The 12,670-nt window shown below is 59.3% G+C and carries 24 protein-coding genes and 1 pseudogene; all 25 read left to right on the plus strand.

The genetic code is table 11. The features are described 5' to 3' along the window. A pseudogene (locus NIM86_RS14750) lies at positions 1-258 on the plus strand (elongation factor Tu); the annotation flags it as partial. 60 nt (positions 259-318) lie between these two features. Then, positions 319-627, plus strand: coding sequence for a 30S ribosomal protein S10 (gene rpsJ / locus NIM86_RS14755; protein WP_094078384.1), 309 nt, complete (start codon positions 319-321; stop codon positions 625-627). A gap of 94 nt (positions 628-721) precedes the next feature. Next, the gene (gene rplC / locus NIM86_RS14760; RefSeq protein ID WP_253383272.1) at positions 722-1,450 is read left to right on the plus strand and encodes a 50S ribosomal protein L3; all 729 of its coding nucleotides are present in this window, start codon (positions 722-724) and stop codon (positions 1,448-1,450) included. Then, entirely contained in the window at positions 1,450-2,070 is a 621-nt protein-coding gene (gene rplD, locus NIM86_RS14765) for a 50S ribosomal protein L4 (RefSeq protein WP_253383481.1), read from the plus strand. Before rplC ends, rplD begins: the two co-directional genes overlap by 1 nt. Then, a complete protein-coding gene (locus NIM86_RS14770) occupies positions 2,067-2,360 on the plus strand; it encodes a 50S ribosomal protein L23 (protein WP_253383274.1) in 294 nt (97 codons plus the stop codon). Before rplD ends, NIM86_RS14770 begins: the two co-directional genes overlap by 4 nt. Positions 2,361-2,385: 25 nt before the next feature. After that, a complete protein-coding gene (gene rplB / locus NIM86_RS14775) occupies positions 2,386-3,222 on the plus strand; it encodes a 50S ribosomal protein L2 (protein ID WP_253383276.1) in 837 nt (278 codons plus the stop codon). A 15-nt stretch (positions 3,223-3,237) separates the two neighbouring features. After that, positions 3,238-3,516 (plus strand): 30S ribosomal protein S19, encoded by a 279-nt coding sequence (rpsS, locus tag NIM86_RS14780; protein ID WP_094077933.1) that lies wholly within the window; start codon positions 3,238-3,240, stop codon positions 3,514-3,516. A gap of 2 nt (positions 3,517-3,518) precedes the next feature. Then, on the plus strand, positions 3,519-3,902 hold the full coding sequence (rplV, locus tag NIM86_RS14785) for a 50S ribosomal protein L22 (protein ID WP_253383278.1): 384 nt from the start codon (positions 3,519-3,521) through the stop codon (positions 3,900-3,902). Then, positions 3,902-4,609, plus strand: a complete 708-nt coding sequence (gene rpsC / locus NIM86_RS14790) for a 30S ribosomal protein S3 (RefSeq protein ID WP_094077931.1) — start codon at positions 3,902-3,904, stop codon at positions 4,607-4,609. The genes rplV and rpsC overlap by 1 nt, the downstream gene beginning before the upstream one ends. A gap of 34 nt (positions 4,610-4,643) precedes the next feature. After that, complete coding sequence (gene rplP / locus NIM86_RS14795) at positions 4,644-5,057, plus strand: 50S ribosomal protein L16 (protein WP_253383279.1); 414 nt, start codon at positions 4,644-4,646, stop codon at positions 5,055-5,057. 14 nt (positions 5,058-5,071) lie between these two features. Next, entirely contained in the window at positions 5,072-5,272 is a 201-nt protein-coding gene (gene rpmC, locus NIM86_RS14800) for a 50S ribosomal protein L29 (protein ID WP_139944482.1), read from the plus strand. 5 nt (positions 5,273-5,277) lie between these two features. After that, positions 5,278-5,520, plus strand: coding sequence for a 30S ribosomal protein S17 (gene rpsQ, locus NIM86_RS14805; RefSeq protein WP_253383280.1), 243 nt, complete (start codon positions 5,278-5,280; stop codon positions 5,518-5,520). Positions 5,521-5,609: 89 nt separating this feature from the next. Continuing rightward, positions 5,610-5,978 carry a 50S ribosomal protein L14 gene (gene rplN / locus NIM86_RS14810; RefSeq protein WP_094077927.1) on the plus strand — a complete coding sequence of 123 codons (369 nt, stop codon included), beginning with the start codon at positions 5,610-5,612 and terminating at the stop codon, positions 5,976-5,978. A gap of 12 nt (positions 5,979-5,990) precedes the next feature. Beyond that, a complete protein-coding gene (gene rplX / locus NIM86_RS14815) occupies positions 5,991-6,299 on the plus strand; it encodes a 50S ribosomal protein L24 (protein ID WP_253383281.1) in 309 nt (102 codons plus the stop codon). Further along, complete coding sequence (rplE, locus tag NIM86_RS14820) at positions 6,292-6,849, plus strand: 50S ribosomal protein L5 (protein ID WP_253383282.1); 558 nt, start codon at positions 6,292-6,294, stop codon at positions 6,847-6,849. The genes rplX and rplE overlap by 8 nt, the downstream gene beginning before the upstream one ends. A gap of 23 nt (positions 6,850-6,872) precedes the next feature. Then, the gene (gene rpsN / locus NIM86_RS14825; protein WP_253383284.1) at positions 6,873-7,178 is read left to right on the plus strand and encodes a 30S ribosomal protein S14; all 306 of its coding nucleotides are present in this window, start codon (positions 6,873-6,875) and stop codon (positions 7,176-7,178) included. Between the two features lie 12 nt (positions 7,179-7,190). Then, entirely contained in the window at positions 7,191-7,589 is a 399-nt protein-coding gene (gene rpsH / locus NIM86_RS14830; protein ID WP_253383286.1) for a 30S ribosomal protein S8, read from the plus strand. 38 nt (positions 7,590-7,627) lie between these two features. After that, positions 7,628-8,161 (plus strand): 50S ribosomal protein L6, encoded by a 534-nt coding sequence (gene rplF, locus NIM86_RS14835; protein ID WP_253383287.1) that lies wholly within the window; start codon positions 7,628-7,630, stop codon positions 8,159-8,161. Between the two features lie 13 nt (positions 8,162-8,174). Next, positions 8,175-8,528, plus strand: a complete 354-nt coding sequence (rplR, locus tag NIM86_RS14840; protein ID WP_253383288.1) for a 50S ribosomal protein L18 — start codon at positions 8,175-8,177, stop codon at positions 8,526-8,528. Between the two features lie 104 nt (positions 8,529-8,632). After that, entirely contained in the window at positions 8,633-9,217 is a 585-nt protein-coding gene (rpsE, locus tag NIM86_RS14845; protein ID WP_094078382.1) for a 30S ribosomal protein S5, read from the plus strand. Then, entirely contained in the window at positions 9,210-9,395 is a 186-nt protein-coding gene (rpmD, locus tag NIM86_RS14850; RefSeq protein ID WP_253383289.1) for a 50S ribosomal protein L30, read from the plus strand. The genes rpsE and rpmD overlap by 8 nt, the downstream gene beginning before the upstream one ends. 10 nt (positions 9,396-9,405) lie before the next feature. Next, entirely contained in the window at positions 9,406-9,885 is a 480-nt protein-coding gene (gene rplO, locus NIM86_RS14855; protein ID WP_253383290.1) for a 50S ribosomal protein L15, read from the plus strand. 190 nt (positions 9,886-10,075) lie between these two features. Continuing rightward, positions 10,076-11,416, plus strand: a complete 1,341-nt coding sequence (secY, locus tag NIM86_RS14860; protein ID WP_253383291.1) for a preprotein translocase subunit SecY — start codon at positions 10,076-10,078, stop codon at positions 11,414-11,416. Further along, positions 11,413-12,060, plus strand: coding sequence for an adenylate kinase (locus NIM86_RS14865; protein ID WP_253383293.1), 648 nt, complete (start codon positions 11,413-11,415; stop codon positions 12,058-12,060). The genes secY and NIM86_RS14865 overlap by 4 nt, the downstream gene beginning before the upstream one ends. Positions 12,061-12,291: 231 nt before the next feature. After that, entirely contained in the window at positions 12,292-12,660 is a 369-nt protein-coding gene (gene rpsM / locus NIM86_RS14870; protein WP_094078381.1) for a 30S ribosomal protein S13, read from the plus strand. Positions 12,661-12,670: the final 10 nt, after the last annotated feature.

Here is a 12,670-nt window from a genome sequence, read left to right on the forward strand (position 1 = left end):
TATATTCTGACGAAGGAAGAGGGTGGCCGTCATACGCCGTTCTTCACCAATTACCGTCCGCAGTTCTATTTCCGCACGACGGACGTGACGGGCATCGTGACGCTGCCGGAAGGCACGGAGATGGTGATGCCCGGCGACAATGTGACGGTGGACGTGGAACTGATCGTGCCGATCGCCATGGAAGAGAAGCTGCGCTTCGCCATCCGTGAAGGCGGCCGCACCGTCGGCGCCGGCATCGTCGCTGCAATCACTGAGTAAGCCCTCGTCCGGCAATGGGCGGGAGACCGCCCATTGCTCCGCGAATAAGGATTGTCTTCCATGAACGGACAGAACATCAGGATCCGCCTCAAGGCGTTCGATCACCGCATTCTGGACACGTCGACGCGCGAAATCGTTTCGACCGCCAAGCGGACCGGCGCCAATGTGCGTGGGCCGATCCCGCTGCCGACGCGGATTGAGAAATTCACGGTGAACCGTGGTCCGCACATCGACAAGAAGAGCCGCGAGCAGTTCGAGATGCGCACGCATAAGCGTCTTCTCGACATTGTCGACCCGACTCCCCAGACCGTCGATGCGCTGATGAAACTCGATCTGGCCGCCGGTGTGGATGTCGAGATCAAGCTCTAAGGAGCTTTCATGACTGTCTTGTGACAGTCCTCTGAAACGAAGCCGCGAACAGTGAACGAAAACTAGCTCGCGAGAGAATGTAAGGATTGAACCGATGCGTTCAGGTGTCATTGCACAGAAGCTGGGCATGACCCGTGTCTATAACGAGGCGGGCGAGCATGTGCCGGTGACGGTTCTCCGCATGGAGAATTGTCAGGTTGTCGCGCAGCGCACCGCCGATAGAAACGGGTATAGCGCCGTGCAGCTTGGCGTTGGCTTTCGCAAGGTGAAGAATGTCGCGAAGGCTCAGCGTGGCCAGTTCGCACAGGCTTCCGTCGAGCCGAAGGCCAAGCTTTGCGAATTCCGGGTCTCCGAAGACAACATGATCGATATTGGCGCGGAGATCACCGCCGAGCATTTCGTGCCCGGACAGATGGTCGACGTCTCAGGCGTCACGATCGGTAAGGGCTTTGCCGGCGTTATGAAGCGTCACAATTTCGGCGGTGGTCGTGCAACGCACGGTAACTCGATTAGTCACCGTGCGCATGGCTCGACCGGTCAGTGTCAGGATCCGGGCAAGGTCTTCAAGAACAAGAAGATGGCCGGCCATATGGGACAGACCCGCGTGACGACGCAGAACCTGCAGATCGTGTCGACCGATGTCGATCGCGGCCTGATCCTGGTTCGCGGTGCCGTTCCGGGCTCCAAGGGCGCCTGGATCGAAGTGCGCGACGCGGTCAAGAGCACTCTTCCCGACAATGCGCCGAAGCCGGCTGCGATCCGCAGCAACGGTTCTGCAACCGAAGCCGAGGCTGAAGCCCCGGCTACTGAAGGAGCGGAATGATGGACGTTAAGGTCAACACCATGGCCGGCGACGAGTCCGGCACGATTTCGCTCGACGATGCGATCTTCGGCCTTGAGCCGCGCGACGACATTCTTTACCGCGTCGTCCGCTGGCAGCGCGCCAAGAAGCAGCAGGGCACGCACAAGGCGCTTCAGCGCAGTGAGATATCGCGCACGGGCGCCAAGATGTATCGTCAGAAGGGTACTGGCCGCGCCCGTCACTCTTCGGCCCGCGCCCCGCAGTTCCGCGGCGGCGGCAAGGCTCACGGTCCGGTCGTGCGCAGCCATGCTCACGATCTGCCGAAAAAGGTTCGGGCGCTCGGTCTGAAGCACGCTCTCTCGGCCAAGGCCAAAAGCGATAGCCTGATCGTCATTGACGAGTTGAAGGTATCGGAAGCCAAGACCAAGGCGCTGCTCGGCTCGTTCGACAAGCTCGGCATTTCCGACGCGCTTTTCATCGGCGGTTCGGAAGTGGATCAGGGTTTCGCCCGCGCAGCCTCCAACATTCCGCATGTGGATGTGCTGCCGGTTCAGGGCATCAATGTTTACGACATTCTGCGTCGTGGAAAGCTCGTGCTTTCCCGCGCTGCTGTCGAAGCTCTTGAGGAGCGGTTCAAATGAGCGATCTCAGCCACTACGACGTGATCGTCAGCCCGGTTATTACCGAGAAATCGACGATGGCTTCGGAAAACAACCAGGTGGTCTTCAATGTCGCCAAAACGGCGACGAAGCCGGAAATCAAGGCAGCTGTCGAAGCGCTGTTCGGTGTGAAGGTCACAGGTGTGAACACGCTTGTCCGTAAGGGCAAGGTCAAGCGCTTCCGCGGTCGCATCGGCCGTCAGAGCGACGTCAAGAAGGCCATCGTGACACTTGAGGACGGTCAGTCCATCGATGTCACGAGCGGTCTCTAGAGCGAGCCGGAAGGACGGATAGACAATGGCACTTAAGACATTCAATCCGGTTACGCCGAGCCTGCGCCAATTGGTGCTGGTCGATCGGTCTGGCCTGCACAAGGGCAAGCCTGTCAAGGCGTTGACCGAAGGCCTGACCAAGAGCGGCGGCCGCAACAATCACGGTCGGATCACGGCTCGCTACATAGGTGGCGGTCACAAGCGGACCTACCGCCGCATCGATTTCAAGCGTCGGAAGTTCGACGTTGAAGCGACGGTGGAGCGTCTGGAATACGATCCGAACCGCACCGCCTTCATCGCGCTGATCCGCTATGACGACGGCGAGCTGTCCTACATTCTCGCCCCACAGCGTCTGGCTGCCGGCGATAAGGTGATGGCTTCCGGCGGAGCAATCGATGTCAAGCCGGGCAACACCATGCCGCTGGAGCGTATGCCGGTCGGCACCATCGTCCACAATGTGGAGATGAAGGTTGGCAAGGGTGGTCAGATCGCACGGTCTGCCGGCGCCTATGCACAGCTGGTCGGCCGTGACGCCGGAATGGCGATCCTGCGGCTGAACTCCGGCGAACAGCGCCTCGTTCATGGCGCTTGCCTGGCAACGGTCGGGGCGGTCTCCAATCCGGACCACGCCAACATCAATCTCGGCAAGGCTGGCCGCAAGCGCTGGCTCGGTAAGACACCGCATGTTCGCGGCGTCGTGATGAACCCGGTCGACCACCCCCATGGTGGTGGTGAAGGTCGCACATCTGGCGGTCGTCATCCGGTGACCCCATGGGGTAAGCCGACCAAGGGCAAGCGCACACGGTCCAACAAGCAGACCGACAAATACATCATGCGTTCGCGCCATGCGCGTAAGAAGTAAAGGAAGGGCAGCCTAGTGACCCGTTCAGTCTGGAAAGGCCCGTTCGTCGACGGCTACCTCCTGAAGAAAGCCGACAAGGTTCGTGAAGGTGGCCGCAACGAGGTGATCAAGACGTGGAGCCGCCGCTCCACGATCCTGCCGCAGTTCGTCGGCCTCACCTTCGGCGTCTATAACGGCCAGAAGCACATCCCGGTCTCCGTGTCTGAAGACATGGTCGGCCACAAGCTCGGTGAATTTTCGCCGACGCGGACCTATTACGGCCACGGCGCCGACAAGAAGGCGAGAAGGAAGTAATCATGGGTAAGGCTAAGGCCCCACGCCGCCTTGCGGATAATGAGGCAAGGGCGGTAACGCGCACCATTCGCGTCAGCCCGCAGAAGCTCAACCTTGTTGCTGCCATGATTCGCGGCAAAAAGGCGCAGACTGCGGTTGCGGATCTCGAATTTTCGCGTAAACGCATTGCAGGCACGGTGAAGAAGACGCTGGAAAGCGCCATCGCCAACGCCGAGAACAATCACGATCTGGACGTCGATTCACTGGTCGTTGCCGAAGCTTTTGTCGGCAAGTCGATCGTCATGAAGCGTTTTCATGCCCGTGGCCGTGGCCGCGCCAGTCGGATTGAGAAGCCTTTCGCGCATCTGACGATCGTCGTGCGCGAAGTCGAAGAGGAGACGGCCTGATGGGTCACAAGATCAATCCAGTCGGGCTACGCCTCGGCATCAACAAGACGTGGGACAGCCGCTGGTTTGCTGCGTCTGGCGAATACGCCCAGTTGCTGCATGAGGATATCAAGATCCGTACCTATCTGGAGAAGGAGCTGAAACAGGCTGCCGTCTCCAAGATCGTGATCGAGCGCCCGCACAAGAAGTGCCGCATCACCATTCATGCGGCGCGTCCCGGCCTCATCATCGGCAAGAAGGGCGCAGACATTGAGAAGCTGCGCCGTAAGCTTTCGGAAATGACCGACAGCGAGGTGCACCTCAACATCGTCGAAGTTCGCAAGCCGGAAGTCGACGCCACGCTCGTCGCTCAGTCGATCGCGCAGCAGTTGGAGCGCCGTGTTGCGTTTCGTCGCGCCATGAAGCGCGCTGTTCAGAGCGCGATGCGGCTTGGCGCCCAGGGTATCCGTATCAATTGCGGTGGACGTCTTGGCGGTGCGGAAATCGCGCGGACCGAATGGTATCGTGAAGGCCGCGTGCCGCTTCATACGCTGCGCGCCGATGTCGATTACGGCACGGCCGAAGCAGAAACCGCTTATGGCATTTGCGGCGTGAAGGTCTGGATCTTCAAGGGTGAAATCCTTGAGCACGATCCTATGGCTTCCGAGCGTCGCGCTGCCGAAGGTGACAACAAGGGTGGCGGTGGCCGCCGCCGCGAGAACGCCTAAACGGCGCCCCGCTGAACGATTGGAGTAAACACCGATGCTGCAGCCGAAGCGCACGAAGTATCGTAAACAGTTCAAAGGCCGTATCAGCAACCGCGCCAAGGGTGGCACGGCGCTGAATTTCGGATCCTATGGCATTAAGGCGACCGAGCCTGAGCGCGTTACCGCGCGTCAGATCGAAGCCGCTCGCCGTGCCATCACCCGCCACATGAAGCGCCAGGGCCGTGTGTGGATCCGGATCTTCCCGGACCTGCCGGTTACGTCCAAGCCGACGGAAGTGCGCATGGGTAAGGGTAAGGGTTCTGTCGATTATTGGGCCGCCCGCGTTTCGCCGGGTCGGATCATGTTCGAGATCGACGGCGTCAATGAAGAGATTGCACGTGAAGCGCTGCGTCTTGGTGCAGCCAAGCTGCCGGTTAAGACGCGCTTCGTGCAGCGCATCGCCGAGTAAGAGGAAGGAAGGCCATGAAAGCCGCCGACGTCCGGGCGATGAGCCCCGACCAGCTGAACGACAAGCTGGCAGAGCTGAAGAAAGAGCAGTTTAACCTGCGCTTCCAGGCCGCCAGCGGTCAGCTGGAAAAAACCGATCGTGTGCGCATCGTACGCCGCGATATCGCCCGCATTAAAACCATTGCCCGCCAGAAGGCGGCCGAAAACAAGGGCTGAGAGATATGCCTAAGCGCATCCTTCAGGGCACCGTGGTGTCCGACAAGAACGACAAGACGGTTGTCGTTCGCGTCGAGCGCCGCTTCACCCATCCATTGTTCAAGAAAACGGTCCGCTCCACCAAGAAGTATAAGGCGCACGACGAGTCCAATGCCTGCAAGGTTGGAGACCGCGTGCTGATCCAGGAGAGCCGCCCGATTTCGAAGGACAAGAACTGGGTCGTCGTCACCGACGGCCAGCCGGCCTGATCGGACATCGGGTCACCTAACGAGAATATCAATCGCAAGGGGGCAGGGCACTTTTGCCCGGCTTCCGAGAAATTCGAAGGCGGTCAGTCATGATTCAGATGCAGACTAACCTCGACGTCGCCGATAATTCGGGCGCGCGCCGGGTCCAGTGCATCAAGGTGCTGGGCGGCTCCAAGCGGAAATACGCTTCCGTTGGCGACATCATTGTCGTCTCGGTAAAGGAAGCCATTCCGCGTGGCCGCGTTAAAAAGGGTGATGTGATGAAAGCGGTCGTGGTTCGCACGGCCAAGGACATCCGTCGCGCTGACGGCAGCGTCATCCGCTTCGACAAGAACGCAGCCGTTCTCGTCGACAACAAAAAAGAGCCCGTCGGCACCCGTATCTTCGGACCGGTTCCGCGCGAACTTCGCGCAAAGAGCCATATGAAGATCATTTCGCTGGCTCCGGAAGTGCTCTGAGGAGAACGGACCATGCAGAAGATTCGCAAAGGCGATAAGGTCGTGGTGTTGACCGGCAAGGACAAGGGCCGTACCGGCGAAGTCCTCGAGGTCATGCCGAAGGATGATCGTGCGAAAGTGCGCGGCATCAATATGATCAAGCGCCATCAGCGTCAGACTCAGACGCAGGAAGCCGGTATCGTCACGAAGGAAGCGGCGATCCATTTGTCCAATCTGGCCCTCGTCGACAAGGATGGAAAGCCGACACGCGTTGGTTTCGAAGTCCGCGACGGCAAGAAGGTCCGTGTTGCCAAAAGTTCGGGAGAAGTGATCGATGGCTGAGGCAAATTACACGCCGCGGCTGAAGTCTCAGTATGATGACTCGATCCGCGGTCTCATGACCGAGCAGTTCGGCTATAGCAATTCGCACCAGGTTCCTCGTCTCGAGAAGATTGTGCTGAACATGGGTGTTGGCGAAGCGACGGCCGATTCAAAGAAGCCTTCGGTTGCCGCCGAAGACCTGGCGATGATTTCCGGTCAGAAGCCGGTGATCACGCGTGCTCGCAACTCCATCGCGGGCTTCAAGGTCCGCGAAGGCATGCCGATTGGGGCCAAGGTGACCCTTCGCCGTGACCGCATGTATGAATTTCTGGACCGTCTTATCACGATCGCGCTGCCGCGCGTTCGCGACTTCCGCGGCCTGAATCCGAAGAGCTTCGATGGCCGTGGCAACTTCGCCATGGGTCTGAAGGAGCATATCGTCTTCCCCGAGATCAATTACGACAAAGTCGACCAGATCTGGGGCATGGACATCATCGTCTGCACGACCGCCAAGACGGATGATGAGGCACGCGAACTGTTGCGTGGCTTCAACTTCCCCTTCCGGCAGTAACGGCAAGCGAAAAGGAGCCTCTTATGGCAAAAGTCTCTGCTGTTGAGAAAAACGAGAAGCGCCGCGCGCTGGCGAAGAAGTACGCCGACAAGCGGGCCGCGTTGAAGAAGATCATCATGGATCGGTCGGCCCCGCTGGACGAGCGCTTTTCGGCGCAGCTTCAGCTGGCGGCCCTTCCGCGCAATTCGGCCAAGAACCGTATCCGCAATCGTTGCGGCGTGACCGGTCGTCCGCGCGCTTATTACCGCAAGCTCAACATGAGCCGTATCGCGCTCCGCGATCTCGGTTCCATCGGCCTGATTCCGGGCCTCAAGAAGTCCAGCTGGTAAGGGAGCATTGGCATGTCTGTGAATGATCCTCTCGGCGATATGCTGACACGTATCCGCAATGCGACCCTACGTCGGAAAAATTCCGTCTCGACGCCTGGCTCGAAACTGCGGGCGCGCGTTCTCGATGTTCTGAAGGAAGAAGGCTACATTCGTGACTACGCTGTCACGGAATACGAAAACGGCCGTTCCGACATCGAGATCGAACTGAAGTACTACGAAGGCCAGCCGGTCATCCGCAAGATTGAGCGGGTGAGCAAGCCAGGCCGCCGCGTCTATGCTTCGGTGAAGAATATTCCACAGGTCGCCAACGGCCTGGGCATTTCCATCCTGTCCACGCCTCGCGGCGTGCTGGCGGACCACTCGGCTCGTGAACAGAATGTCGGCGGAGAAGTTCTCTGCCAGATCTTCTAAGCCGGGCCCAACGGAAACGATAGAACAGGGATACGATCATGTCTCGTATCGGTAAAAAACCGGTCGCCGTGCCGGATGGCGTTACAGCCACCGTCGACGGTCAGACCGTCAAGGCCAAGGGGCCGAAGGGCGAACTTGAGTTTACGCTCGGTGATGAAGTGTCTGTTGCCATGGAAGATGGCGCTGTCGCCATCGAGCCGCGTGACAACAGCAAGGACGCTCGCTCCAAATGGGGCATGAGCCGCACCATGATTGCCAATATCATGGAAGGTGTGAAGAACGGTTTCGAGCGCAAGCTTGAAATTAATGGCGTTGGCTATCGTGCCGCTATGCGCGGCAAGGATCTCCAGTTGTCCCTCGGCTTCAGCCACGAAGTGGTCTATGAGCCGCCGGAAGGCGTGACGATTGCTGTGCCGAAGCCTACCGAGATCACTGTGTCAGGCATCGACAAGCAGATTGTCGGCGAGGCTGCCGCCAAGATTCGCGAATACCGTCCGCCGGAGCCTTACAAAGGCAAGGGCGTGAAATATGCCGAAGAGCGGATTGTCCGCAAAGAAGGCAAGAAGAAGTAAGGAACGGAAGATCATGGCTCACAAGACTCCCGTCCAGAAACGCGCTTTCCGCGTTCGCAAGAAGCTTCGCCAGGTTGCCAATGGCCGCCCGCGCCTTTCGATCTACCGCTCGGGCCAGAATATCTATGCCCAGGTGATCGACGACGTGAAAGGCCATACGCTCGCTGCGGCTTCGACGCTCGACAAGGATCTGCGCAGCACGTCCGGCGCCAACGTCGATGCGGCTGCCAATGTCGGCAAGCTGATCGCGGAACGTGCCAAGGAAGCAGGCGTGACCGAGGTCGTTTTTGATCGTGGTCCGTACATTTATCATGGCCGCGTGAAGGCACTCGCCGAAGCGGCCCGCGAGGGTGGCCTCACCTTCTAAATTGCTGTATGGACCGGCCGCCGCTGCTTCGTGACAACGAAGTGGCGGCCGATCCATTTAATAATCAAACCGCCAGTTTTCCGGAAAAGAACAAGGATAGGAACATGGCACAGAACCGTAGGGACGACCGCCGCGATCGTGACGATCGCGATAGCGAGTTCGTCGACAAGCTCGTCCACATCAACCGCGTCGCCAAAGTCGTGAAGGGCGGTCGCCGTTTCGGCTTTGCCGCTCTCGTCGTCGTCGGCGACCAGAAGGGCCGCGTCGGCTTCGGCCACGGCAAGGCCCGCGAAGTGCCTGAGGCGATTCGCAAGGCGACCGAGAGCGCCAAGCGCGATCTCATCTTTGTGCCGCTTCGCGATGGCCGCACGCTGCACCATGACGTCAAGGGCCGCCACGGCGCTGGCAAGGTCGTCCTGCGCACCGCCAAGCCTGGTACCGGTATCATCGCCGGCGGTCCGATGCGCGCCGTGTTCGAGACGCTTGGCATTCACGATGTGGTTGCCAAATCGCTCGGCACTTCGAACCCGTACAACATGATCCGCGCGACCTTCGATGCGCTGAAGAACCAGATGCATCCAAAGGACGTTGCTGCGGCCCGCGGCATTAAATACGCCGAACTTCAGTCGCGTCGTATCGATACAGCGCGCGCCGAAGAAAGCAGCGTGACGGAGGAAGCTCATGGCTGACAAGATCACCGTCGAGCAGATCGGTAGCCCGATCCGCCGTTCGAAGGATCAGCGCGCAACGCTTGCTGGTCTCGGTCTCAACAAGATGCATCGCCGTCGCGAACTGGAAGATACGCCGGCTGTGCGCGGCATGATCGCCAAGGTGTCCCACCTTGTCCGCGTCGTGGACGCAGAGTGAGGATAGAAAAATGAAACTCAACGAACTTTCTCCCAAGGAAGGCTCGGTCAAGGATCGTACGCGCGTTGGACGCGGTATCGGTTCTGGCAAAGGCAAGACCGGCGGCCGCGGCGTCAAGGGTCAGAAGTCGCGTTCGGGTGTCTCCGTAGCCGGCTTCGAAGGCGGCCAGATGCCAATCTACCGCCGTCTGCCGAAGCGCGGCTTCACCAATATCTTCGCCAAGAAGTTCAACGAAGTCTCGGTCGAGCGCATCCAGAAGGCTATCGACGCCGGCAAGCTTGAAAAAGGCGCGACGGTCGATGTCGACGCTCTTTTGAAAGCCGGCGTTGTCCGTCGCAAGCGAGACGGCGTTCGCCTTCTTGGCAACGGCGAGATCAAAGACGGCATTACGCTCGAAGTGAATTACGCGACAAAAAGCGCCGCTGAAAAAGTCGAAAAGGCTGGCGGCTCGGTCAAACTCCTTGAACCAAAGGAAAAGACCGCCGAATAAAGATTTCGGCTGGGCCGCTTCCGAAAAAGGAAGCGGCCCTTTCGCTTTTTGAGGACGGTTTTGTCCTTGAGCTTGCGCTATTGCGCCGTGGGGCTTATTTCCGACCCCGCAAACGTCTCCGTCATCCGGTGGGCCAGTCTTTCGATCGGCCGGGCGCAATGCCGCCACCGGTTCCGACCCGAGGAATTCCATGGCATCGGCAGCAGAACAGCTCGCATCCAATCTCAACTTTTCCGCCTTCGCCAAGGCTGAGGACCTGAAAAAGCGTCTATGGTTCACGCTTGGCGCTTTGCTTGTCTATCGCTTCGGCACCTTTGTGCCGATGCCCGGCATCAATCCCGATGCGTTCGCACAGGCGTTTCAGCAGCAGTCCGGTGGCGTGCTCGGCATGTTCAACATGTTTGCTGGCGGCGCGGTGGAGCGAATGGCGATCTTCGCCCTCGGCATCATGCCGTATATTTCGGCCTCCATTATCGTGCAGTTGATGACGAGCGTCATTCCCTCGCTCGAAGCGCTGAAAAAGGAAGGCGAACAGGGTCGCAAGATCATCAACCAGTACACGCGCTATGGCACCGTATTGCTGGGAACGATCCAGGCTTACGGAATCGCGGTCGGCCTGGAGGGCGGCAACAATATCGTCATCGATCCGGGCTGGTTCTTCCGGCTGTCCACTGTGGTGACGCTGGTTGGCGGCACGATGTTTCTGATGTGGCTCGGTGAACAGATCACCGCGCGCGGCATCGGCAACGGCATCTCGCTCATCATCTTCTCCGGCATTGTGGCGGGTCTGCCCAGCGCCATTGGCGGCACGCTGGAACTCGGCCGCACGGGTGCCCTGTCGACCGGCATCATTCTGGCCATCATCGCGCTGGCGGTGATCGTCATCGCCGTGATCGTCTTTTTCGAACGCGCGCAGCGGCGGCTTCTTATTCAGTATCCAAAGCGCCAGGTCGGCAATCGGATGTTCCAGGGCGATACGTCGCATCTGCCGCTCAAGCTGAACACGGCTGGCGTCATTCCGCCGATCTTCGCATCATCGCTGCTACTTCTTCCGGCGACACTTGCTGGGTTCGCCAATAGCGAGACCATGCCATCCTGGGCGGCGCCGATCCTGGCCGCGCTCGGTCACGGCCAGCCGATCTATATGGCGCTCTACGCCTTCATGATCGCGTTCTTTGCGTTCTTCTACACGGCAATCGTATTCAATCCGAAGGACACCGCGGACCAGCTCAAGAAACATTCCGGCTTCATCCCCGGCTATCGCCCGGGCGAACGGACGGCGGATTATATCGATTACGTCCTGACACGCATCACGTTCATCGGTGCTGTCTATCTCGTGGTGATCTGTCTATTACCCGAATTTCTCATATCGGCGACGGGCGTTCCGTTCTATCTCGGCGGGACTTCGCTTCTGATCGTCGTGTCTGTGACCCTCGATACCGTGGCGCAGGTTCAGGGGCACCTCATCGCTCATCAGTATGAGGGCCTGATCAAGAAATCTAAGCTTCGGGGAGGCAAGAGGGGCCGATGAGATTAATTCTTCTGGGACCGCCGGGCGCTGGCAAAGGAACCCAGGCTCAGCGTTTGATCAAACTGTACGACATCCCTCAGCTGTCCACGGGCGACATGCTCCGTGCTGCCGTTCAGCAGGGCACGGAAGTCGGAAGGCGGGCCAAGGCTGTCATGGATGCTGGCGAGCTGGTATCCGATGACATCGTCAATCAGATCGTTTCCGATCGGCTTGACGAGGCCGACTGCCAGAACGGTTTCATTCTTGACGGCTATCCTAGAACACTGGCTCAGGCGGATCGTGTCGATGCGATGTTGAATGAGAAGGAAATGCCGCTTGATGCCGTCATCGAATTGCGCGTCGAGGACGATGCGCTCGTCGAGCGCGTTTCGGGACGTTTCACCTGCGCCAATTGCGGTGCGGTCTATCACGACACCGAAAAGCAGCCTCAGCAGAAAGGCGTCTGCGACGTTTGCGGATCGACCGAGTTCAAGCGTCGGGCGGACGACAATGCCGAAACGATGCGAACCCGTTTGCGCGCCTACTACAAGGAAACCGCGCCGCTGATCGGCTACTACCACGCCAAAGGTATGCTGCAGCCCGTCGACGGCATGGCAGACATCGATGAGGTCACAATGGCCATCCAGTCCGCGCTGGACGGCTAAGAGAGGGTACCGTCAGGCAATATTGTTTGTCGGCGACGATAGTATGGGTGCGGGGTTGACTTGTTCAGTCTTCTCCGCTACCGCCCCTTCGTCCTCCCGGAAAAGGAACTGGATGGGCCCCATCGGGGCCTTTCGTCATTTCCGCGGCAGGAACCTGCAAGGGCCGGCCTCCACCGGACGCGGGTCGAAACAATGCGCCGGCTGCGAGCCGGCCCAAATGGAGAGATAAAGATGGCCCGTATTGCCGGCGTCAACATACCGACGAACAAGCGCGTCGTGATCGCGCTTCAGTACATCCACGGCATCGGTGCAAAATTTGCACAGGATATTGTCGAGAAGGCGGGCATTCCCGCTGAGCGTCGGGTCGCCGAACTGACCGACGCCGAAGTGCTTCAGATTCGTGAAACGATCGATCGCGACTATCAGGTCGAAGGCGATCTTCGTCGTGAGACAGCGATGAACATCAAACGTCTGATGGATCTCGGCGCTTATCGCGGTCTGCGTCACCGCCGTAACCTGCCGGTTCGCGGCCAGCGCACCCACACGAATGCCCGCACCCGCAAAGGCCCGGCAAAGGCCATTGCAGGCAAGAAGAAGTAATTGGATTCGT

It is taken from the genome of Notoacmeibacter sp. MSK16QG-6, assembly GCF_024158145.1.
Lineage (GTDB): Bacteria > Pseudomonadota > Alphaproteobacteria > Rhizobiales > Rhizobiaceae > Notoacmeibacter.